This window comes from Pseudolabrys sp. FHR47, assembly GCF_005153485.1.
GTDB lineage: Bacteria > Pseudomonadota > Alphaproteobacteria > Rhizobiales > Xanthobacteraceae > Pseudolabrys.
In genome coordinates, this window is record NZ_CP039740.1 from 847,366 (window position 1) to 868,915 (window position 21,550).

At 65.3% G+C, this 21,550-nt stretch carries 17 protein-coding genes and 1 tRNA gene; 9 read left to right on the forward strand and 9 right to left on the reverse strand.

Annotation, left to right across the window (positions count from 1 at the left end; translation table 11 throughout):
• Positions 1–49: 49 nt before the first annotated feature.
• Complete coding sequence (locus E8Q40_RS04225; protein WP_137043209.1) at positions 50–334, reverse strand: DUF4212 domain-containing protein; 285 nt, start codon at positions 332–334, stop codon at positions 50–52.
• 297 nt (positions 335–631) lie between these two features.
• Here E8Q40_RS04225 and E8Q40_RS04230 point away from each other — a divergent pair, with 297 nt between their 5' ends.
• Both E8Q40_RS04230 and E8Q40_RS04235 read left to right on the forward strand, forming a co-directional pair.
• Positions 632–1,240 carry a hypothetical protein gene (locus tag E8Q40_RS04230; RefSeq protein WP_137043210.1) on the forward strand — a complete coding sequence of 203 codons (609 nt, stop codon included), beginning with the start codon at positions 632–634 and terminating at the stop codon, positions 1,238–1,240.
• A 244-nt stretch (positions 1,241–1,484) separates the two neighbouring features.
• Complete coding sequence (locus tag E8Q40_RS04235) at positions 1,485–2,162, forward strand: response regulator (RefSeq protein WP_370455228.1); 678 nt, start codon at positions 1,485–1,487, stop codon at positions 2,160–2,162.
• Positions 2,163–2,167: 5 nt separating this feature from the next.
• Here the strand turns inward: E8Q40_RS04235 and E8Q40_RS04240 are convergent, their stop codons facing one another.
• Entirely contained in the window at positions 2,168–5,740 is a 3,573-nt protein-coding gene (locus tag E8Q40_RS04240; protein ID WP_137043212.1) for a PAS domain-containing hybrid sensor histidine kinase/response regulator, read from the reverse strand.
• Positions 5,741–5,930: 190 nt separating this feature from the next.
• Between E8Q40_RS04240 and E8Q40_RS04245 the strand changes: the two genes are divergently transcribed.
• Both E8Q40_RS04245 and E8Q40_RS04250 read left to right on the forward strand, forming a co-directional pair.
• The gene (locus E8Q40_RS04245) at positions 5,931–8,051 is read left to right on the forward strand and encodes a DUF294 nucleotidyltransferase-like domain-containing protein (RefSeq protein ID WP_137043213.1); all 2,121 of its coding nucleotides are present in this window, start codon (positions 5,931–5,933) and stop codon (positions 8,049–8,051) included.
• 78 nt (positions 8,052–8,129) lie between these two features.
• The gene (locus E8Q40_RS04250) at positions 8,130–9,236 is read left to right on the forward strand and encodes an AbrB family transcriptional regulator (RefSeq protein ID WP_137043214.1); all 1,107 of its coding nucleotides are present in this window, start codon (positions 8,130–8,132) and stop codon (positions 9,234–9,236) included.
• A 3-nt stretch (positions 9,237–9,239) separates the two neighbouring features.
• Here E8Q40_RS04250 and hemA read toward each other — a convergent pair whose 3' ends face one another.
• From hemA to E8Q40_RS04280, 6 genes are all read right to left on the reverse strand, one after another.
• The gene (gene hemA, locus E8Q40_RS04255; protein WP_137043215.1) at positions 9,240–10,469 is read right to left on the reverse strand and encodes a 5-aminolevulinate synthase; all 1,230 of its coding nucleotides are present in this window, start codon (positions 10,467–10,469) and stop codon (positions 9,240–9,242) included.
• A gap of 130 nt (positions 10,470–10,599) precedes the next feature.
• Positions 10,600–11,157, reverse strand: coding sequence for an NUDIX hydrolase (locus E8Q40_RS04260; RefSeq protein WP_137043216.1), 558 nt, complete (start codon positions 11,155–11,157; stop codon positions 10,600–10,602).
• A gap of 66 nt (positions 11,158–11,223) precedes the next feature.
• Complete coding sequence (locus tag E8Q40_RS04265; protein WP_205995676.1) at positions 11,224–12,495, reverse strand: class I SAM-dependent methyltransferase; 1,272 nt, start codon at positions 12,493–12,495, stop codon at positions 11,224–11,226.
• A 10-nt stretch (positions 12,496–12,505) separates the two neighbouring features.
• Positions 12,506–13,489: an NAD(P)-dependent oxidoreductase gene (locus tag E8Q40_RS04270; protein ID WP_137043218.1), complete on the reverse strand. Its 984-nt coding sequence runs from the start codon at positions 13,487–13,489 to the stop codon at positions 12,506–12,508.
• A 191-nt stretch (positions 13,490–13,680) separates the two neighbouring features.
• A complete protein-coding gene (locus E8Q40_RS04275; protein ID WP_137043219.1) occupies positions 13,681–14,748 on the reverse strand; it encodes a Gfo/Idh/MocA family protein in 1,068 nt (355 codons plus the stop codon).
• Positions 14,745–15,494: a class I SAM-dependent methyltransferase gene (locus E8Q40_RS04280; RefSeq protein ID WP_137043220.1), complete on the reverse strand. Its 750-nt coding sequence runs from the start codon at positions 15,492–15,494 to the stop codon at positions 14,745–14,747. The genes E8Q40_RS04275 and E8Q40_RS04280 overlap by 4 nt, the downstream gene beginning before the upstream one ends.
• Before the next feature lie 116 nt (positions 15,495–15,610).
• Here E8Q40_RS04280 and E8Q40_RS04285 point away from each other — a divergent pair, with 116 nt between their 5' ends.
• Complete coding sequence (locus tag E8Q40_RS04285; protein ID WP_137043221.1) at positions 15,611–17,746, forward strand: hypothetical protein; 2,136 nt, start codon at positions 15,611–15,613, stop codon at positions 17,744–17,746.
• A 19-nt stretch (positions 17,747–17,765) separates the two neighbouring features.
• Here E8Q40_RS04285 and E8Q40_RS04290 read toward each other — a convergent pair.
• A tRNA-Thr gene (locus E8Q40_RS04290) sits at positions 17,766–17,840 on the reverse strand.
• A 146-nt stretch (positions 17,841–17,986) separates the two neighbouring features.
• Between E8Q40_RS04290 and E8Q40_RS04295 the strand changes: the two genes are divergently transcribed.
• The 4 genes from E8Q40_RS04295 (at position 17,987) to hisD (ending at position 21,550) form a co-directional block, all read left to right on the forward strand.
• Complete coding sequence (locus tag E8Q40_RS04295) at positions 17,987–18,166, forward strand: hypothetical protein (RefSeq protein ID WP_137043222.1); 180 nt, start codon at positions 17,987–17,989, stop codon at positions 18,164–18,166.
• A gap of 182 nt (positions 18,167–18,348) precedes the next feature.
• Entirely contained in the window at positions 18,349–19,638 is a 1,290-nt protein-coding gene (gene murA / locus E8Q40_RS04300; protein WP_137043223.1) for a UDP-N-acetylglucosamine 1-carboxyvinyltransferase, read from the forward strand.
• A 59-nt stretch (positions 19,639–19,697) separates the two neighbouring features.
• Positions 19,698–20,153, forward strand: coding sequence for a DUF2948 family protein (locus E8Q40_RS04305; protein WP_137043224.1), 456 nt, complete (start codon positions 19,698–19,700; stop codon positions 20,151–20,153).
• Positions 20,154–20,248: 95 nt separating this feature from the next.
• Positions 20,249–21,550, forward strand: a complete 1,302-nt coding sequence (gene hisD, locus E8Q40_RS04310; RefSeq protein ID WP_137043225.1) for a histidinol dehydrogenase — start codon at positions 20,249–20,251, stop codon at positions 21,548–21,550.

The following is a 21,550-nucleotide window of genomic DNA, read 5'->3' on the forward strand; positions in this document are numbered from 1 at the left end:
TTTGATGAAATCCGAGCTTCCGCCCGTTGCTGTTGTCATGTTGGCCCCCTTATTCGTCTTCGGCGACGCCGTGTTCGCGATCGATGGCGTTCTGCTGTCTGGCAAACATGAACAGCATGACCACGAAGGCGATCAGCGAGCCCTGCGCAGCCATATAGAAGCCGAGCGGGAAGTTGAGGATCGGGATGGTGATCTTGTTCAGCGGGACCACGAACATGTGGACCACGTAACCGAAGAAGAACCACAGGCCGAGATGCGTAAGCATCAGGCGTGTCGTCTTGTCCCAGTGTGCCTTGTCGTTATCGCTTGTTGTCGAGTTTGTTGGTGAACTCATGGGTCGCTGCCTCTCCCTCGAAAGGCCGTCCGCCAGGCGGCGGATCGGGCATTGTTGAAGTTCTGAGGGGAGCCGACGAAAAAAATGGTGCGGCATCCCCCCAAGCTGCCGCTCACGCTCCGCTCTTTCGGCGGACTTGTCGTAAAGGAAAGGTAACACCGCGACTTAGCGAGTCTTTATACTACTTTAGGACTATCCAATGGGATTTTGCCTATGATTCAACTGATGTTTTTTGATAGAATTCATTTCGCAACTGCGAAAGAAACAGTTTCAACGGCGACATAGAAAAACAAACAGATGGCTCTCTCGGATATTTTCCGTCGTCGCCCCGCGGTCCGCGACCGCGATGCGCTCGCCGACTTCATCGATCGCAACGCCGCCTTTCTGATTCAGAAGGCCATCTACGAATATTCACGCGCGCGCGCCGGCCATTACGCGAAGGTGCTGTTCAAGGAGCCGGGTTTTCACGCGGCGGTCGAGGTGTCGCGCTGGCGCGCTTATCCGCTCGGCCTCGCGATGGTGGCGGAAGTCGTCTATGCGGTTCTCGCCCGCGAGGACCAGCCGCCAACGCAGGAGGACTTCGACGCGCTGACGTCGCTGGTCCTGTCCGTGTTCGATCGCTATCCGGTGCCGGAAGCCATCGGCCGGGACGACTGGCAGGTCCTGCGCGCCGACCTCGAGCAGCGGCTCAAGCAGATCGCGCTGCATCCGCCGAAGCGGGCCATGGATATTCCCGAGCCATTTGCCCAGCCGTATTTCGAACTGATGCCGATCCACGAAAAGCTGCGCGGGCGGGATCTGGAAACGACGCGCAATTATCTCAAGGTCACGTTGTGCAACATCCACGACGAACTGACCAAGGCCTCGGGCGGGCTGACCTTTCCGACGCTGGCCGCCGCGAGCTGATCCGGCGCCGCCCGGTCGGCCGTATCGCGTTGATGCTAAACCCCATTTCCGTTAAGTTGCGGTGCTACGGCGCCGACCGCCCGGCCAACGGAGCGAAGGCCCTTGCGGGGGCCGAGGTGGCTATTTAACAGGGCCAGTTGGGGCGGGATCGGCATTGAGCCTGCGGTTGCGGCTTGGCCGCCGGCTGGAGCCCTAGTGGCGGTGGCCGTCGGATCGACCGGCCGCGCGAGAGAAAGAGCGGATTGTGGAGAAAACCGAAACCTACAGACTGGTCATCGCCGACGACCATCCGCTGTTCCGCGGCGCCCTGCGCGAAGCCGTGTCCGGTCTGCTCGATCCCGCCGACATCCAGGAAGCGGGCACGTTCGATGAAGTCGTGTCGCTGCTCGACCGCGGCGGCGACACCGATCTGGTGCTGCTCGATCTCAGCATGCCCGGCGCGCGCGGTTTTTCCGGTCTGATGTATATCCGCGCCGAATATCCCGTGGTGCCGGTGATCGTGGTGTCGGCCAATGACGATCCCGCGGCGATCCGCCGCTGCATGGAATTCGGCGCCTCCGGCTTCATTCCGAAGACCTTGCCGGTCGAGGATATCCGCACGGCGATTTCCGACATTCTCAAAGGCGGCGTCTGGACGCCGGGCGATGTCGATCTGTCCGCCGGCTCCGACGCCGAAACCGCGGCGCTGATGGCGCGCATGGCGACGCTGACACCGCAGCAGGTGCGCGTGCTGATGATGCTGTCGGAGGGGCTTCTGAATAAACAGATCGCCTACCAGCTCGGCGTGTCGGAAGCGACGGTCAAGGCGCATGTCTCCGCGATCCTGCAGAAGCTCGGCGTCGAAAGCCGCACGCAGGCGGTGATCGCCGCCGCCAAGATCGAAGCCGGCCACTTCCCGCAAGGCGCAAGCGTCGAGGGGTAGAACCTCTACTCCGCCGCGGCGACGCGCATCATGCGCCATTGCGCCAGCAGGGCGCGCAGGGCCGCCGGCTTCACCGGCTTGTTCAGGAGCTGAATGTCTTCGGCGCGGGCGCGGTCGCGCACCGCCGGCGTGCGGTCGGCGGTGATCAGGATCGCCGGCAGCGGGCCTAGTTTTTCACGCAGCGCGATGACGGCGTCGATGCCGTTGCCATGGTCGAGATGATAGTCGACCAGCAGTCCGTTCGGCGGCGTCGCGCTCTCGTCGACCGCTTCCAACGCCGTCTCCAGATCGCCAGCCTTGATCACCTCGCAGCCCCAGCCGCGCAGCAGCACCGCCATGCCGTCGAGCACGGCCGGCTCGTTGTCGATGCACACTGCGGTGGTGCCGGCGAGCTGGCTCGGATCGACCCGGCTTTCGTTGCGGGCGGCAAGTTCGACCGGCTTGGCATTGGAACGTGGCACGGTCACCGCGAAATGCGAGCCGCCGCGGCGCGTGCCGTCGACGCTGACGTCGAGCGACAGCACGCGGGCGATACGTTCGACGATCGACAGGCCGAGACCGAGGCCGCGGGCGATGCGCGCGCCCTGATCGAGACGATGGAATTCGATGAAGATGTCGCGGCGCTTTGACTCGGGGATGCCGACGCCGGTGTCGTAGACGTCGATGCGCAGGTCGCGGGCGTTGCGCCGGCAGCCGATCAGCACCTTGCCGGTCGGCGTGTACTTGATGGCGTTGGAGACGAGGTTCTGCACCAGGCGGCGCAGCAGCCGGCGGTCGGAACGCACCACCAGCGAGCACGGCACGTATTTGAGTTCGAGCCCCTTGGCGGCGGCGAGCGGCGCGAATTCGAGTTCGATCTGCCGCATGATGTCGTCGATGCGGAACGACGACAGCTCCGGCCGCATGGCGCCGGTGTCGAGCCGCGACATGTCGAGCAGCGCGCCGAAGATTTCCTCCACCGCCTCGAGCGAGGCATCGATATTGTCGACGAGCTTGCGGTCGTCGCGGCTGCCGCGCTCGACCAGGCTGGTGACGTAAAGCCGCGCGGCATTGAGCGGCTGCAGGATGTCGTGGCTGGCGGCGGCGAGGAACTTGGTTTTCGAGATGTTGGCGGCGTCGGCTTCGCCCTTGGCGTGGGCGAGCTCGGCGTTGAGCAGTTCGAGTTCCTCGGTGCGCTCGCGCACGCGGCGCTCCAGCGTCTCGTTGGAACGCTCCAGCGCTTCGGCGGCCTCGACGCTGGCGGTGATGTCGGTGAAGGTGGTGACGATGCCGCCGTCCGGCATGTGGTTGGCGCGCACCTCGATCACCAGATCCCCGTTGGCGGAGCGCTCCATGAATACGTCGTTGCCGGAGATGTAGCGCTCGATCTGCGCGCGCACGATGCCTTCGACGCGGTCGGGGGCGACGTCGCCGCGTTGCGCGTTGAAGCGAAGGATGTCGGCAAGGCTGTTGCCGACGCGGATCAGGCTCGGCGGCAAATCGAGAATTTCGCCGAACTGGCGGTTCCAGCAGATCAGTTGCAGGTCGCGGTCGAACACGGCGATGCCCTGGCGCACGTGGTCGAGCGCCGTCTGCAGGATTTCGCGGTTGTACTGGATCGCCGCCGAGGCATCGTCGAGCAGCTTGAGCGCCGCTTTGGTCGACACCGTGCGCTTGCGCAGCAACAGCGATAGCACCAGGCGCGACGATGCGCCGCCGATCGCCGACGACAGGATGTGCTCGGCATGGCGCACCAGCCGGAAGTCGGCCTCGTCCTTCGGGTCGAGGCTGATGCGGTGCGTATTGGCGAACTCCTCGAACGAGGCGCGCGTGCGTTCCTCGCCCAGATAGCGTGCCACGGTACCGGTGAGTTCTTCGACCGTTACCGCGGAGCGCCACAGCCGGAAGCTCGGCGTGATCGGCGTCAGTGCCGACGGCACGAAGGTGTTGGCCTGCAACCGTTCGATCGGCGTCGGTTCGCGGCGCAGCGAGAAGCCGATGTAGAACAGGACATTGAGGGCGAGGCTCCACACCACGCCATGCACCAGTGGCGACAGGTCGAGGCCGAGGAAGTGCTGTGGTCGCAGCATGGCGATGCCCCACGGCCCTTCGGTGAGGATGCGCTGGCCGATGACGCCGATGTCGGCGAATGTCGGCAACAGCAGCGTGTAACCCCACATCAGCGTGCCGGCGACCATGCCGGCCATGGCGCCGGCCGCGGTCGCGCGCCGCCAGAACAGGCCGCCGAAAAACGCCGGCGCCAATTGCGCCACCGCTGCGAAGGACAGAAGGCCGATGGACGCGAGCTGCGCCGGGCCGGCAGCCCGATAGTAGAAATAGGCGAGGATCAGAATCGCGAAGATCGACAGCCGCCGCACCGTCAGCAGCAGCGAGCCGACATTCTCGCGGCCGGCCAGCAGGGTGCTACGCCGTTGCAGCACCAGCGGCATGATCAGGTCGTTGGAGATCATGATCGATAGAGCTACCGATTCGACAATCACCATCGCGGTTGCGGCCGACAGGCCGCCGACAAAGGCGGCAATCGTCAGAATGTAGGAACCGGTCTGCAGCGGCAGCGCCAGCACGAACATGTCGCTGTCGACGGCGCTGCCCTTGAAGACGAGAAGGCCGGCAATGGCGATCGGCACTACGAAGATGTTGATCAGCACCAGATAGAGCGGGAACAGCCATGCGGCGCGGCGGATTTCGCCTTCATTGTTGTTCTCCACGACCGCCACATGGAACTGGCGCGGCAGCAGAATAATCGCCATGAACGACAGGAAGGTGGTGGCGATGAATACATCGAAGGCTGGCTCCCGCGTCAGCAGCCCCGCGGTCTGGGCGTGCTGCCGCGCCGCTTCGAACAGGGCACCCGGCCCGTCGAACATCCAGAACGTGACGAAGATGCCGACCGCGAGAAAGGCGAACAGCTTGACGATCGACTCGGTTGCGATCGCCAGCATCAAGCCGTCCTGATGCTCGGTCGCGTCGATATGGCGGGTGCCGAACAGGACGGCGAAGGTCGCCATCGACAGCGCCACGAACAGCGCGATATCGCCGAGCAGCGGTCGCGACAGGTCGTCGGCGGGCGTGACGTGCGCCAGGATAGTTTCAAGCGACGCCGAGACGGCTTTGAGCTGCAGCGCGATATAGGGAATAGTGCCGATGATGGCGATCAGCGCGACGGTCGCCGCCACCGCCTGACCCTTGCCGTAACGCGCGGCGATGAAGTCGGCGATCGAGGTGATGTTCTGCGCTTTCGCCAGCCGCACGATGCGGACCAGCAGCGGCGAGAACAGGCCGATCATCAGCACCGGGCCGATATAAATCGTCAGGAACTCATAGCCGGTGCGTGAGGCCGAGCCGACCGAGCCGAAGAAGGTCCACGATGTACAGTAGATCGCCAACGACAGCGGGTAGATCATCAGCCGCGTGCGTCCGGCCGCGCCAAGTCCCTGGCTTTGGCCCTGGCTCGGCGCGCCCTGCGCACCGCCCAGCACACGGCTGCGCCCGCGCAGGCGGTCGCCGTAGCTCGCGATCAGGAACAGAAGGCCGATATAGCCCAGCGCGACTGCTATAACGACCCAGCCTTGCAGCATTCAACGCTCCGGACAGGGAGCTAAGCTCCCTCGTTAACAGGCTATTTTATCCTTCCTAGATGCGGAAGGGTAGCCGCCGATTTCGGCCCGGGACGTCCTGCGACAGTCTGGAATGATCTGGATCATTTAACTGCCGCAAGCCGCCGGTCTACTCTGCATTCAACCAGAATCGCTCGGGGAGGGGCTCTTTATGGCGATTACCGGCAATGCGACACCGCTGATTTCGCTCAATGCCGTGGTCGTCGACACCGAAACCACCGGGCTCGACCCCGCCAAGGCCCGCATCGTCGAGATCGGGCTGGTGCCGCTCAACGGCGGCAAGCTCAACGAAACCGGCGCGCTGCGGCGGCTGGTCAATCCTGGCGAACCGATCCCGCCGGCGACCACGAAAATCCACCACATCGACGATGCGGCGGTCGCCGATGCGCCTCAGTTCGCCGCGGCCTGGCCGGAGATTTCCCAGCGGCTCGGCGATTCCGTCTGGATCGGGCACACGCTCGGCTTTGATCTGGCCGTGCTCAAGCGCGAATGCGAGCGCGCCGGTCTGCCGTGGCGGGCGCCGCGCACGCTCGACACGCGGCTGCTGGCGCAGGTTGTTGAGCCGCGCCTCGGCGGCTTCACGCTGGAGCATCTCGCCAGTTGGCTCAATGTTACCATTGCCGACCGGCATTCGGCGGTCGGCGACGCCGTTCTCACCGCGCGCATTTTCCTCGCGCTGCTGCCGAAGTTGCGTGAGGGCAATATCCGCACGCTGGCAGAAGCCGAGAAGGCGTGTCTTGCGCTCAGCGAGGTGCTCGATGATCAGCATCGCGCCGGCTGGGAGCAGGCTGTGGCGCAGCCGCGTGGCCGCGTACGGGGCTCGCTCGATCGCATTGATACCTATCCATATCGCCACCGCGTCGCCGATGTCATGACGCCGGTGGTGAAGACCATTGTCGCGACGGCGCCGTTGTCTGAGGCGCTCGACATGATGGTGCGGGAGAAAATATCGTCGCTGCTGGTCGCGCCCGCCGCAAGCGACACGCCGTTGCGGATCGCCGATGCCGCCATCGTTACCGAGCGTGACGTCATGCGCGTGCTCGGCGAACGCGGCGTGGACGCGCTCCAGACTCCGGTCGGAAAAGTCGCCAGCCGGCCGGTGATCGCCTTGCCGCGCGCGGCCTTTGTGTATCGCGCGCTTGGCCGCATGAGCCGGCACCGGCTGCGCCATCTCGTCGTCGAGAACGAGGACGGTGAAGTGTGCGGAATCGTCAGTGCGCGCGATTTGTTGAAGCTACGCGCGCAGGAACTGACCATCCTCGGCGATGCGGTCGATACGGCCGAGGACGTTCACGATCTCGGCGCCGCCTGGGCGCGGCTACCGCACGCGGCGGAAGGCCTGCTCGACGAAGGCGTTGGCGCGCGCGATATCGCGGCCGTGATTTCGCGCGAGCTCGGAGCGTTGACACGCCGCGCCGGCGTGCTGGCCGAGCGGCGCATGCTGGAGGGCGGCAAAGGCGGACCGCCTTGCCCTTATGCACTCTGCGTGCTCGGGTCCGCCGGTCGCGGCGAAAGTCTGCTGGCGATGGACCAGGACAACGCCATTGTCTTTGCCGAAGGCGAGCCGGGCGGCACCGAGGATCTCTGGTTCACGGAGTTCGCCACCATCGTCGCCGACATTCTGCACGAGGTCGGCGTGCCCTATTGCACCGGCGGCGTTATGGCCAAAAACGAAAGCTGGCGCGGCTCGCTGGCGACATGGCGGGCGCGGCTCGCCTCGTGGCTGACGCGGTCGTCGCCGGCCGATCTGTTAGCAGTCGATATCTTCTTCGACCTGCTCGCAGTTCATGGCGATGCGCGGTTGGCGAATGAAATCTGGCGCAGCGGTTTCGACGAGGCCGAGGGCAATGTCATGTTCGCCAAGCTGCTGGCCGAAGCCGGTGGCGAGGTGACGCCCAGCCTGACCATGCTCGGCGGCATCCGCACCGACAATGGCCGCATCGATCTCAAACGTGCTGGCCTGTTCGGCATCGTTACGCTCGCTCGGGTGCTTGCGGTCCGCTATCATCTCGTCGAGAGATCGACGCCGGCGCGTCTGGCGGCCGCGGCGGCCCTAGGGCGAGGTGCCGCCGATCTCGAGGCGCTCGGCCGTGCTCAGGCGCTTTTCCTGGACTTGATTCTGGCGCAGCAACTGGCTGATATGCATGCCGGGCAACCGCCGGGCAACAAGGTCGAGGTCAAGGCGCTCAACGCCGAGCAGCGCGGCAATCTGAAAGCCGCGCTCGTCGCCGTGCAGCATCTGTCAACGCTGACGCAGGACCTTTTGTACTGAAGCGGTTTGACCGCGCCGCGGGAGTGGAGCATTGACAGAGTGCGCTGTGCGTTGCGGCGCGTTCTGGAAGTCTCGCCGTTGACTGCCTCGCCGAAACACGACCGGATCACGCTGTTCCGCAACATTGCGGAAACGATGGTGTTCGCCGCCATCGGCGGATTGGCTTTCGGCTTGCTCGGCATTCCCGCCGGATATCTGTCCGGCTCTATTCTTGTCGTCGCCTGCGCGGCGCTTGCCGGCCGGCCCATGGGCGTGCCGCAACCGCTGGTGCGGGTCCTTGTCGTGCTGATCGGCATTTCGCTTGGCGCCGTGGTGACGCCGGAGACATTGCGCGGCATCGCCACCTATCCGGTCAGCATCGCCGTGCTGCTGGCTACGACGGTGGCGATCACCGTCGCGGGCACCGTGTATTTGCGCCTGGTTCATCGCTGGGACGGAATGACGGCCTATCTTGGTGCCGTGCCGGGCGGGCTGTCGCAGGTGATGGCATTGGCCATCGAGTTCAAGGTCGATGTCCGCGGCGTCGCCATCGTGCAGACCGTGCGGGTCATCATTCTTTCCGTCGGCCTGCCGGCCTTGTTCGTGGCGCTCGGGCTCGTCGAACGTGTGAGCGCGCCGTCGCAAGCGTCGTTCGATCCGTCGCAAGCGGACGAACTCGCCATCCTTGTCGCTCTGTCATCGGCCGCCGCGATCCTGGCGCATCGGTTGCGACTTCCCGGCGGCCTGTTGTTCGGCGCCATGATCACCTCGGCGGTGCTGCACGGCACCGACACGCTGCGCGTCGTCATGCCGTGGTGGCTGTCCTACACGGCGATGATCGCCTTCGGCGCCGTGAGCGGCGCACGCTTTGCCGATACGCCGGTGTGGCTGCTGCTGCGTTACACCGGGGCGGCGTTCGGCGTTTTCGCCGTCGCCACGGCGGTCACCGCCGGGTTCGCCGGCCTGCTGCTGCTGTTTCTCGACATTCCGGTGGCCGAGGTGATGGTCGCCTACGCGCCAGGCGCCGTCGATGCCATGCTGCTGCTGGCGCTCGCGCTCAGCTTCGACCCGGTCTATGTCGGCACGCACCATCTGGTGCGCATTATTTTCGTGATGGGGACCACGCCGATTCTGGTGCGGCTGCGTGCCCGCGGCATCGACAAAGGCCCACCGGTCAAGCCGTCGCCGGATGCGGTGGACGACTAGCGATTACTCCGCCGCGAGCTGCTGGCGGTTCTTCGGCAGTTGCAGCCGTTCCCAGACATCGACCAAAGCTTCGGCGAGGCGGTCGATCAGCGTGTCGTCGTGATAGGGCGACGGCGTGATGCGCAGGCGTTCCAGACCGCGCGGCACGGTCGGATAGTTGATCGGCTGGATGTAGATGCCGTGATCCTCGAGCAGCATGTCGGTGGCGATCTTGACCTTCTCCGGGTCGGCAACGAGCACCGGCACGATGTGCGTATCCGACGGCATCACCGGCAGGCCGGCGGCGTTGAGCACGGCCTTGACGCGTGCGGCGCGGTCCTGATGGCGCTCGCGCTCCCACTGCGACGTCTTGAGATGACGGATCGCCGCGGTCGCGGCGGCGCAGATCGCCGGCGGCAGCGCGGTGGTGAAGATGAAGCCCGGCGCATAGGAACGCACGGCGTCGATCATCGCCGCGGAACCGGCGATGTAACCGCCGAGGCAGCCGAACGCCTTGGCCAACGTGCCCTCGATGACGTCGATGCGATGCGCGGCCTCGTCGCGTTCGGTGACGCCGCCGCCACGCGGGCCGTACATGCCGACGGCGTGGACCTCGTCGACATAGGTCATGGCATTGTACTTGTCGGCGAGATCGCAGATCGCATGCAGCGGCGCGACGTCGCCATCCATCGAATAGAGGCTTTCGAACAGGATGATCTTCGGGCGATCCGGGTCGGCGGCCTTGAGCAGTTCCTCGAGATGGCCGAGGTCGTTATGGCGCCAGATCACTTTCTCGCAGCCGGACTGGCGCACGCCCTCGATCATCGAATTGTGGTTCAGCGCGTCCGATAGGATGAGGCAGTTCGGCAGCAGCCTGGCGATGGTCGGGATGCCGGTCTGGTTCGAGACATAGCCGGACGTGAAAACGAGCGCGGCTTCCTTGCCGTGCAGGTCGGCGAGCTCGCGCTCCAGCTCGACCAGCGGATGATTGGTGCCGGCGATGTTGCGGGTGCCGCCGGCGCCGGTGCCCATGCGCGCCGCGACGTCGACCATGGCGCCGATCACCTGCGGATGCTGGGCCATGCCGAGATAGTCGTTGGAGCACCAGATCACGACCTCGCGCTTGCCGTCCGGGGCATGCCAGTAGGCGTGGGGAAAGCGGCCGGCGATGCGTTCGAGGTCGGCAAAGACGCGGTAGCGGCGTTCGTGGCGCAACTGATCCAGGGCGGACACGAAGAAGGTGTTGTAATCCATTGATTTTCTACTCTCTCGCCCCGGTCGTCACCCCTTTTTAGAGGGGTTCCAGCCCGCTTGTCGAGGCAAGAATCGTATAATTCCAAGGAGGCGGTATTGACCGAGGTCAATCGGAGGCCGTTTTGCGTCGTCAGCGCGAGGTGAAGGACGACAGGTCGAGGAAGCCGCGCATGCCGGCTAGCATCAGCGCCCCGATGTGCAGCTGGAGCGTGAATTCGCCGGTATAGATCATGGCGCCGAGTTCCGTCGGGCTGACGAGGTTGAGCTCGATTCCGGCCTCGACGCCCGCACCCGGTGGGCGCGGCGCCGTCTCGACGAAAAAGGAATGCACCTTGTTCGACAGGCGCGCCGTGCATGGCGCGAATGTGCCGAGCGCATGCACCGCCTTGGCCGGATAGCCGGTCTCCTCGAACAGTTCGCGCTCGCAGCTTTTGGCAGGATCCTCGCCAGGCTCGGTCATGCCGGCCGGCAGTTCCCAGGTCTTGCGCTCCACGGCGGGGCGATACTGCTGCACGATGGGGATGCGACCATCCGGCGTCAGCGCGACGATGGCGATGTAATCCTGCTGGCCGACGGCGTGGTACAGCTCGGTCGTGCCGTTCTTATATTCGACCTCGCGCTCGATCACCTTCATCCACGGCGAGATGTCGATCTCGCGGCGCGACTTGATCTTCGGGTATTCGCCCATGGTCGGCTCCACTGAGGTGCGGAGCCTAGCATGGAAGTGTCCCCGCGAAAGCGGGGACCGATACCGTCAGAGATACCGTGGCTCCGGCAGCGGCGAGATCAGCTTACCCTTGTAGCCCTTGGCGCGCAGCTTCGGCGCCAGTTCGTCGGCGATGTGCCAGGAGAAGATGACGGCGGCTTCCGGCTGGTCGGCGAACAGGCGCTCCTCGTCCACGACCGGGATCGACGTACCCGGCATGCACTTGCCGATTTTCAGGGAGCCCTTGATCTCGCAGACATAGTCGATGATGCCGTCGTCGAGCCCGACATAATTAAAGAGGGTCGAGGCGCGCGACGGTGCGCTGATGCCGACAACGCGGGCATTCTGTTCCTTGAGATCGCGCAGCATCGACAACAGCCGCAGCTTGGTTAGCAGCACGTCGTGTTTGAATTGCTTGAGGCGCTGCGCCATCGCCTCGCCCTGCGGCTCGGCGGCCAGCATCTGCTGCACGCTTGCCTGCACCGGGCGCTTGCCCTTGCGGCCGGCATAAACACGGATCGAGCCGCCATGGCTTGGGATCGGCCGCGCATGGAAGACTTCGAGGCCGTGCATCTCCAGTAGGTATTTCAGGCTGTGCAGCGAATAGTAACGCAGGTGCTCGTGATAGACCGTGTCGTATTGCAGCGTGTCGAGCAGCGGAATGAGATAGTGCGATTCCGAGATGAAGGCGCCGTCGTCGTCGAGCATTTCGAGAATGCCCTCGACGATCGCATGGACGTCCTCGATATGGGCGAAGCAGTTCGCCGCGGTGATCACCTTGGCTTTGCCACGCGAAGCGACGACTTCGGCCGCCGCCGCCTTGCCGAAATAGCGCTTGATGGTCGGGATGCCGCGCGAATTGGCGATGTCGCCGACATCGGTCGGCTCGATGCCGAGGATGCGGTTGCCGGCCTTCTGGAAGTTCGAGATCAGGGTGCCGTCGTTGGAGCCGATATCGACGACGAGGTCTTTGTCGGTGAGGCCGAGCATCGCCGCGCTCTCGCGCTGCAGGTCGGCGAAGTTGTCGCGCAACAGCTTGGTCGTGCCCGAGGTGTAGGGATATTCCGGCGGGAAAATGATGACCGGATCGACGGCAAGACCGAGCTGCACCAGGTCGCACTGCCGGCAGTGCAGGAGATCGGTCGGAAACCACGGCTGCTGCCGCGGCACCTGGCCGATCGGCACCATCTGGTTCACCGGCGGCATGTAGCCGAGCGACAGCACGTAATCGAGCTTCTCGGAGCCGCAGATCTGGCACTGCTCGACCGGAACGCTGGCGCCGGTGCCCGCGCCGCGCGCGATTTTGGTGGGACCTACCAAGTGAATTCTCCTAGACCTTCGGCGCCAGATCGGCGTTCTTCCAGTACCAGTCCAAAGTCGGCTTGAGGCCATCCTTGAGCGGCACGGCGGGCTTGTAGCCGAGGGCACCGAGCTTGGAAATATCCGGGCAGCGGCGCGGCGCGCCGCCGGCCTGCAGCTTGCCGGGCACGATCTCGATCTCGCGGCCGGCTTGCGCGGCGACGAGGCGCGCGACGTCCGTGATCGACAGCTCTTCCGTGGTGCCGACATGATAGATGCCGAGGTGCTCGCCCTTGTCGCGCATCACCATGACGCCGGCAACGAGATCGTCGATGTAGCAGAACGAGCGGGTCTCGATGCCGGTGCCCTGCATCTCAAAGGGCAGAACGCCGGTGGGTTGCGCATCGGCGAGTTTCTTCAGGCGCAGCGCGAACTGCGGCACGACGTGCTCGAAGCCCATGTCGGGGCCGTAGACATTGTGCGGCCGGAAGATCAGCACGCGCTCGAAATACTTGCGGCCGTAGTTGATCGCCATCAGCTCGCTGATCAGCTTGCCGCCGCCATAGGAATAGCGCGGATTGAGCACGTCCGGCACCGACAGTGGCGCGGTCTCGTCGGTCGGGATCACCGGCGGCGTCTGATAGACTTCGGACGACGAGGCGAGGATGAGATTGCCGACGTTATGCTTGCGGCAGGCGTCGATGACATTGATCATGCCGCGTACACCGACATCGAGCACGAGGTCGGGCTGCGTATAGAAAAACTCGGTGCCGTTGACGAAGGCGAGGTGATGCACCTCGTCCATGCCGGCCGTTGCTTTCGCCACCGTGTCGGCGTCCCGGATGTCGCCGCCGATGAACTCGATCTCTTCCTCGACGCGGGCGAGGCGGCGCGGCCGGCCACGCGAATTGTCGTCGAGCACGCGCACCTTGGCGCCGGATTTCACCAGCGCCTTCACGAGCCCCGAGCCGATGAAGCCCGAACCGCCGGTGACCAGAACCTTACGCGCGCTCATTCGATATCTTCCTGTTTCTTTCTTTTCCCTCCTCCCGCGTAGTGGTGGGGAGGGTCGGATTGCTTCGCGTCAGCGAAGCGATCCGGGGTGGGGGCGGGGACGTCGTGCGGTGTCGCTCCCCCCACACCCCTGACCCCTCCCCGCCACGCGCAAGGCGCGCGGGGGGAGGGGAAAGCGCACTACTGCGCCATTCAATGATCCTTGGCCACATCGATCCACCGCCCTTCACGGTTCGCGCGCTGGGCCGCATCGATCAGTTGCTGCACGCGGTAACCGGCCGCGAAATCCGGCGCGGCGTTGGGCTTATAGCGAGGCGCACCGGCGATGGCATCGAGGAATTTGGCTGCCAGCCGCGAGGCGGGGGCGATGCGGCCGTCGGGGTGTTCGGCGTCTTCGGTGTCGTCGACCGGGACGACGGTCAGGTCGCCGGGCCGCCGGGCGTGGCTCAGCACGAAGCCGCGCATGTAGTCGGCGGTGCGGTTGTCCAGAACCAGCGTGCCGTTCTCGCCGAAGAATTCAATGCGGTGGCCCTGGCCGCGGAATGAGGCGCAACTCACGCTCAGGCTCGCCAGCGGGCCGGATGCATACTGCAAGGCCATTGCGACTGTCGTATCGAGATCGTTGTCACCGGGCAGGCCGCCGACCCGCGCCTGCAGGCCTGCAAGAGGCCCGATGAACCACTCGAGATAATGGAAGCAGTGAGAGACGAAATTGCCGAGCACGCCGCCGCCATCGTCGCGCAAGGTTTTCCAGTTCCGCATGCGGTTCTGGATCGAATAGTTCTCGACATGCCAGTGCACGGTGACATGGCGCAGCTTGCCGATGGCACCGTCGTCGAGCATCGCCTTGGCCTTTTGCCAGGCCATGACCTGATGGAAATTGAAATCGACACCGGTCGGCAGGCCGCTTGTCTTTGCGGCTTCGAACATGGCGCGTGCCTCGACGAGCGTCGACGCCATCGGCTTCTCGGCAAACACCGGCTTGCCGGCGCTGAGCGCGGCGAGCGCGATCTCGGTCTGCAGGCTCGGCACCGTGGCGATCGCTACCGCGTCGATGTCCTTGTCAGCAATGAGCGCACGCCAGTCGCCATAGGCTTTCGGCACTCCGGCCGCGCGGGCATGTTCGGCGGTGCGCGCTTCGTTGCTGCCGGCGAGCGCGGCGACGTGGCAGCGCTCATCGGCACGGAACGCCGGCATCAGCACGGTGCGCCCGTAGTTCACGCCGACAATGCCAAGTCTGATCGGATTCTGCTGGGTCACGCGACCCCCTTCGGCTTCTCGCCGAACGTGAAGACGAAAGAACGCAAGCGTTCCATGAACGCGGGCGCAAACAGCACGCTGTCGGTCAAATTGTAGAGCGGCAGGAGCCAACGCAGTTTCTCGGCGGCGAGATAGCGATACTTCAGGCCGGAATGGAATTCCGTTCCGGTGGTGAGGCCGGCAGCGCTGAACGCCTCGACAAGATCCCGCGCGACGACAAGGCGTTCGTTGCGCGTTACGCCGATCGACGAGTATAGCGGCGACGAGCGGTCGCGATAGAGATACATCGCCGGGTTCATGCGGTTGGGGTCGAAGGCGACAAAGCGGCCACCCGGCTTGAGGATGCGTTTGACCTCCGCGATGCATGCGGTCCAGTCGGGAAGGTGGTGCAGCACGCCGGCGAGCAGGACGCCGTCGAAGCTTCCATCCGCAAAGGGCAGGTGCTCGATGTCGCCTTCCTGGAAATCGATGCCCGGATGGGCTTCGCGCGCGATACGGATCAGCTTCGGGCTCAGATCGATGCCGGTGCAATTGAAGCCGCGCCGATGCAGAAGATCGGTGAAGACGCCGGAGCCACAGCCAAGATCGGCGATGCGGGCGCCGGGCGCAAACGCGCCGAGCCGCGTCGCAATGTCGATGATGCGTTCATTCGTGTCCGGCGTGAACACGTCATAGGCGTTCGACGCCCCATGGCTGTCGAAGAACGCGATTTCGCTCTCTTTGTTTTGCGACAGGGTGGCCGGCATGAGGCGGCTTCTAGCACGGGCTTTTCGGCGCCGACAATGTTTCGCCCGACGGCGATTTGTCTTGATTTTCAAGCTCGTTAACCGGCGGGAAGTGGCGGCGGCGGCGCCGTGATGCTATGGCGGGCGCCATGCAGGATATAAGCCTTGAGGCCGAGCCGCAGCCGCCCCGGACCGGAGGGAAACTCGCCGCCTTCGCGCTTGCCGTTGCCGCCGCCGGTTTGCCGATCAACGACATTGCCATCTATGCCGTGCTGGTGCTGGCGGCGGTTGCGATCTTCACCGGCGTCGTCCGTCGCGACCTCAAGTGCTGGGCGGCCGCTGCCGCGGTCGTTGTCGCGGCGATCGGCGCGCAGGTGGCGCTGGCGCCGCCGCGCATCGACGAAGGCTTCAATGTGTTCCTGCCCGGCGGCGCACTGGAGCGTGATCTGCCGGCCGACGTCTATCGCACCATGGCGGCGGAATTCGACCGGCAATACCCGGCCGAAAAACGTTGCGACCCCAAAGTATTCGGTTGCTGGCGTGGCACCGGCGCGCCGGACCGGGCCTATGCCTTCGCCGCCGACGGCATCTTTCACAAATCCGATCTGTCGCGATCGGTGACGCGGCTCGATTTTTCCGATCCGGTCTGGCACCGGCTCGGCTTCATCAACGAGATGCGTTTCAACTGGTATCCGGTCAGCGATGTGCAACGCGCGCGCCGCGATGGCCGGGCCTGGAAAGGCTATGACCGCTGGCACCTCACCATGCCGTGGTTCACGATGATCCGGCTGCCGGCCGCCTATATCGGTGGGCAATTGTGCTGGAGCGGCGATCTTCTCTGGGAAGGCGCGGGCGAACGGTTCGTGCCGCAGGGGAATGGCGGCTGTCGCGCCATTGCGCCGGAAGACGCGGGTCGCCGCGTTTTCGGCATCGCCATCAAGCCGGACACCTTGTCGATGCATCTCGAGGGGCCGTTCGACGTGCGGCTCAAGCAATGGCTGCAACCGCTCTTCAAGATTCTTTCGATTGCCACGTTGGTGTTGCTGCTGGTGCGGATACGGCCGCGCCGCGCCGCCGCGCCGTTGCTTCTGCTCGCGCTGGCTGTTGCCGTCATCGCCGTCGACGACGCAAGCTTTCTTGGCGGCGTGCGTCCTTTCGATGGCGGCGACGACGGAATGTTCTACGACAGCCTCGGCCGCGACTTGCTGCAGAAGCTGCTGGCCGGGGACTGGCGCGGCTTCCTCGAAGGCGGCGAGAGCGTGTTCTATTACGGGGGCCCGGCGCTGCGTTATTTCCGTGCGCTGGAGCACATCGTATTCGGCGACACGTTTCTCGGCTATCTCTCGCTCGTTCTGATGCTGCCGTTGATTGTCCTCGCGCTGTTCCGGCGTTTCCTCGACCGGCCTTGGCCTATGATTCTGGCGCTGCTGTTCGTGGCCGTGCCGCTCGGCGAGATCTTCGGCACGACGTTCGTGCATTACGCGAAATGGGCGGCGCGCGGTTTCGCCGATCCGGCCTGCTACATCCTGTTCATGGCCGGGCTCGTGGTTCTCGTTGCGCCGGCGCGCTCCGGTCCGGCCGACCGTTTCGTGCCGGCTTTCTTCGGCGCCTTGCTGATTGCGCTCGGCATCGGCATGAAGCCGCTGGTGGCGCCGGCGGCCGCGATGTTTCTCGGCGGCGCCGGTCTTGCCGCGCTCTATGGACGGCAATGGCTCCGGCTCGCCGGTATGTGCATCGGCTTCCTGCCGACCTTCTCGATGGCCTGGCACAACTGGGCGTTCGGTGGCCGCTTGGTGCTCTTCAGTTCGAACGCCCAGGACAGCAATCTGCTGGTGATGCCGCCGTCGGCCTGGGCCGGCGCGCTGCGCGAAGTCGCGACGTTCGATTTTGCCGGCGGCCTCGCGCATCGTGCGCTGATGCAGGTGCCGAACTGGCTCTCAGGTCCGGCCGAGTCGTATTGGACAGTGCCGCTGAACGCCGCCGGCGTTGCCGTGCTCGTTTACGTCGTCCTGCGCGGGCGCATGTTCGATCCGTGGCTGCGGCTCATCGGTGCGGCGGCGCTGGCGCAGCATCTGGTGGCGATGTTCTACATCGCGACGCCGCGCTACCACTTCCTCACATGGTTCCTGACGCTGCTGGTCGCCGCCGCCTTCATGCAGCGGGCCGGTTTTCCCTGGCTGGCGCGCTGCTACCCAGCGCTCATGGCGCGGATCATGCGCGTCGTTTGGCCGCCGCGGCTGGCGGCGGCGCTGGCTTGGCTGGAAGGGCGCTGACGGTCAGGCGGGAAGAGGATGGTGCTGCCGGAGTGGATTGAACACTCGACCTCGTCATTACCAATGACGTGCTCTACCACTGAGCTACGGCAGCTGAAGGGACGCGAGGGCCGAAGGCCCGGTTCGCGAACGCGGCGGAAACTGCCACAGGCGCCCCTTTAAACGCAAGGCAACTTGGCCGCAAGGCCTGAAGATAACGTGAACTTGCGAAAGTCGAGCCGGGCCCGATAGATACCCGTCATGACCGGTCCAGACGACCCGCCGAAATCCCGCAAGAATGCCCAGAACGCCGCCCGTGAGGCGCGTCTGGCGGCCGCCTTGCGGGAAAATCTCAAGCGCCGCAAGGCGCAAATCCGCGACAAGGAGCGGACGCGGACGCAAGCCAGCGGCGGGACACCCGAATCGGACGATAAGGGCTAGGGCGGGCGGAACCCGAATCGGACTTTCGCCTTAATGCCGGGCGATCAAGGCCGGCGCGGGGGCGGTAACCCTCGGCCAAATTTGGCTTTGCGGGGGTCGGGCGGGCGGTCTAGACCGCCCCTATATCCAGCCGCACATTGTTTTTGACGTAAACCGGGGGCCTGCGGGCCGGGGGACGGACGATGGACCGAATTCGTATTGTCGGCGGCGAGAAGCTGAACGGCACCATTCCGATTTCCGGCGCCAAGAACGCCACCTTGCCGCTGATGATCGCGAGCCTCCTGACCGCGGACAAGCTCATCCTCGAGAACGTGCCGCGGCTCGCCGACGTCATCCAGCTCCAGCGCATCCTCGGCAATCACGGCGTCGACGTCATGATCGCGGGCAAGCGCGCCGGCGCCGATGCTAATGCCGGCCGCACCATCGAACTCTCCGCCGCGACCATCGCCGACACGACCGCGCCCTATGAGCTGGTCTCGACGATGCGCGCGAGCTTCTGGGTCATCGCGCCGCTGGTGGCGCGCATGGGCATCGCCAAGGTGTCGATGCCGGGCGGCTGCGCCATTGGCACGCGGCCGGTCGATCTCTTGATCATGGCGCTGGAGAAGCTGGGCGCCGAGATCGAGATCGAGGGCGGCTATGTGATCGCCCGCGCGCCGAACGGCCTGCGCGGCGGCGAAATCAATTTCCCCAAAGTGACGGTGAGCGGCACGCATACGGCGCTGATGGCGGCCGTGCTCGCCCGCGGCACCACGGTGATCGACAATGCCGCGCGCGAGCCGGAAATCGGCGATGTCGCCGATTGCCTCAACAAGATGGGTGCCAAGGTATCGGGCATCGGCACCTCGCGTCTGGTCGTCGAGGGAGTCGCCAAACTCAACGGCGCGCGGCACCAGGTGCTCCCGGACCGTATCGAGACCGGCACCTACGCCATGGCCGTCGCCATGACCGGCGGCGACGTGATGCTGCAGAACGCGCGGCCCGAACTGCTGCAGGCGGCGCTCGATGTCATCGCTCAGGCCGGCGCCACCGTGACCACGACCAACGAAGGCATCCGCATCACCCGCAATGGCGCCGGCATCAAGCCGGTCGATGTGACGACCGCGCCGTTCCCCGGCTTCCCGACCGATCTGCAGGCGCAGCTGATGGCGCTGATGACGCGCGCCGAGGGCACCTCGCACATCACCGAGACCATCTTCGAGAACCGCTTCATGCATGTGCAGGAGCTGGCGCGACTCGGCGCCCGCATCCAGCTCGACGGCATGCGGGCCACCATCGAAGGCGTCAAGCGCCTCAAGGGCGCGCCGGTGATGGCGACCGATCTGCGCGCCTCGGTGTCGCTGGTCATCGCTGCGCTCGCCGCCGAAGGCGAGACCATCGTCAACCGCGTCTACCACCTCGATCGCGGCTTCGAGAAGCTCGAGGAAAAGTTAGGGCGCTGCGGCGCCAAGATCGAGCGCATCAGCGGGTAGGTCACGTCCCTTGCGGCCCGCCCGGGCGCTGCCTAGCTTGTCGGCAAGGGAGCGCCGCCATGGACCGGGTAGCCGAACCTCTGAAATTTACCGTCCTCGACGAGGAGGACCTCGAAGTCGTCTCGACCCACCTGCAGGACGCGGTGATCAAGGTCGCCGATGTCATCTGGCAGCCGCAGGCCAAGCGCCTGGTGCTCGGGGTCAACCGCTTCGACTGGGAGCAGGCGGTCGCCGACAAACCGCAGAACTGCCGCCGCCGCGCCGCCCTGCGCTTCGAGCGGGTGCAGTCCTTTAAATGTCGCGGCGTCGATCCGGCCGGCAAGGACGGTGTCCTCAACCTGCTGGCCGTCGAATTCAAGGAAACCGAGGCGCCGTCCGGCGCCGTGACCCTCATCTTCTCCGGTGATGCCGCCATGCGGCTCGAGGTCGAATGCCTGGAGGCCGAACTGGTCGATCTCGGCCCGGTCTGGAACTGCACTGGCCGCCCGGTCCATGCCGTCGAGGCCAAGGACTGACGGCCCCGGCGCCTGGCCCGGTTGACGGATCGGCGGCTGCGCGCCATTGACCATGGGCCTTCACTGAAAGCCTCGCCTTCCGGCCGGATTGACCCATGCCCCTGCGCCTCGACGCCCGCGATGCCGATTTCAACGAGCGTTTCCGCGCCTTTCTCGGCGCCAAGCGCGAGGCTGCGGCCGATGTCGAGGTCGCCGTGCGCGCCATCATCGCCGACGTGCAGACGCGCGGCGATGAGGCGTTGATTGATCTCACGAAGAAATTCGATCGAGTCGATCTGTCGAAAACCGGCCTCCGCGTCTCCGCGGCCGAGATCGACGCCGCACTGGCCGCCTGCGATCGCGAGGCCCTCGACGCGCTAAAGCTCGCGCGCGATCGCATCGAGGCCTATCACCTGCGGCAGAAGCCGAAGGACGACCGCTTCACCGACGCGCTGGGGGTCGAACTCGGCACGCGCTGGACCGCGATCGAGGCCGCCGGTCTCTATGTGCCTGGCGGGACGGCCGCCTATCCCTCGTCGGTGTTGATGAACGCTGTGCCGGCCAAGGTCGCCGGCTGCGAGCGCCTCGTCATGGTGGTGCCGGCGCCGGACGGCAAATTGTCGCCTCTGGTGCTCGCGGCGGCGAAGATCGCCGGCGTTGATGAGATCTATCGCATTGGCGGCGCGCAGGCCGTGGCCGCGCTCGCCTACGGTACCGACACCATCAAGCCGGTGTCGAAGATCGTCGGGCCCGGCAATGCCTATGTGGCGGCGGCCAAGCGCGTCGTGTTCGGGCAAGTCGGCATCGACATGATTGCCGGCCCGTCCGAAGTCCTGATCATCGCCGACAAGACCGGCAACCCGGATTGGATCGCCGCCGATCTCTTGGCGCAGGCCGAGCACGATGTCAGCGCGCAGTCGATCCTGATCACTGACGATGCCTCGCTCGCCGCCGCGGTGGAGAAATCGGTCGAGTCGCAGCTCAAGACGTTGCCGCGTGCCGCAACCGCCAGCCAGTCGTGGCGCGACTTCGGCGCCATCATTATGGTCGGCAGGCTCGACGACTCCATTTCGCTCGTCGACCGGCTTGCGCCCGAGCATCTCGAGATCGCCGCGGAAGACCCCGAGCGCTTCGTCGCGCGCATTCGCAATGCCGGCGCCATCTTCATCGGCGCGCATACGCCGGAAGCCATTGGCGATTATGTCGCCGGCTCCAACCATGTCCTGCCGACGGCGCGTTCGGCGCGCTTTTCGTCGGGTCTCGGCGTCCTTGATTTCATGAAGCGCACGTCGCTCCTGAAATGCGGGCCCGAGCAGCTCCGCGCGCTCGGCCCCGCCGCCATCGCGCTCGGCAAGGCGGAAGGGCTGGACGCACATGCGCGTTCGGTGGCGATCAGACTGAACTTGCCCGGGGCCTGA

What these genes read in the sequence shown, in the direction of transcription:
- E8Q40_RS04225 (WP_137043209.1), bottom strand. Translation starts at nt 334, where the DNA reads ATGAGTTCACCAACAAACTCGACAACAAGCGATAACGACAAGGCACAC.
- E8Q40_RS04230 (WP_137043210.1), top strand. Translation starts at nt 632, where the DNA reads ATGGCTCTCTCGGATATTTTCCGTCGTCGCCCCGCGGTCCGCGACCGC.
- E8Q40_RS04240 (WP_137043212.1), bottom strand. Translation starts at nt 5,740, where the DNA reads ATGCTGCAAGGCTGGGTCGTTATAGCAGTCGCGCTGGGCTATATCGGC.
- E8Q40_RS04245 (WP_137043213.1), top strand. Translation starts at nt 5,931, where the DNA reads ATGGCGATTACCGGCAATGCGACACCGCTGATTTCGCTCAATGCCGTG.
- hemA (WP_137043215.1), bottom strand. Translation starts at nt 10,469, where the DNA reads ATGGATTACAACACCTTCTTCGTGTCCGCCCTGGATCAGTTGCGCCAC.
- E8Q40_RS04260 (WP_137043216.1), bottom strand. Translation starts at nt 11,157, where the DNA reads ATGGGCGAATACCCGAAGATCAAGTCGCGCCGCGAGATCGACATCTCG.
- E8Q40_RS04270 (WP_137043218.1), bottom strand. Translation starts at nt 13,489, where the DNA reads ATGAGCGCGCGTAAGGTTCTGGTCACCGGCGGTTCGGGCTTCATCGGC.
- E8Q40_RS04280 (WP_137043220.1), bottom strand. Translation starts at nt 15,494, where the DNA reads ATGCCGGCCACCCTGTCGCAAAACAAAGAGAGCGAAATCGCGTTCTTC.
- E8Q40_RS04285 (WP_137043221.1), top strand. Translation starts at nt 15,611, where the DNA reads ATGGCGGGCGCCATGCAGGATATAAGCCTTGAGGCCGAGCCGCAGCCG.
- E8Q40_RS04295 (WP_137043222.1), top strand. Translation starts at nt 17,987, where the DNA reads ATGACCGGTCCAGACGACCCGCCGAAATCCCGCAAGAATGCCCAGAAC.
- murA (WP_137043223.1), top strand. Translation starts at nt 18,349, where the DNA reads ATGGACCGAATTCGTATTGTCGGCGGCGAGAAGCTGAACGGCACCATT.
- E8Q40_RS04305 (WP_137043224.1), top strand. Translation starts at nt 19,698, where the DNA reads ATGGACCGGGTAGCCGAACCTCTGAAATTTACCGTCCTCGACGAGGAG.
- hisD (WP_137043225.1), top strand. Translation starts at nt 20,249, where the DNA reads ATGCCCCTGCGCCTCGACGCCCGCGATGCCGATTTCAACGAGCGTTTC.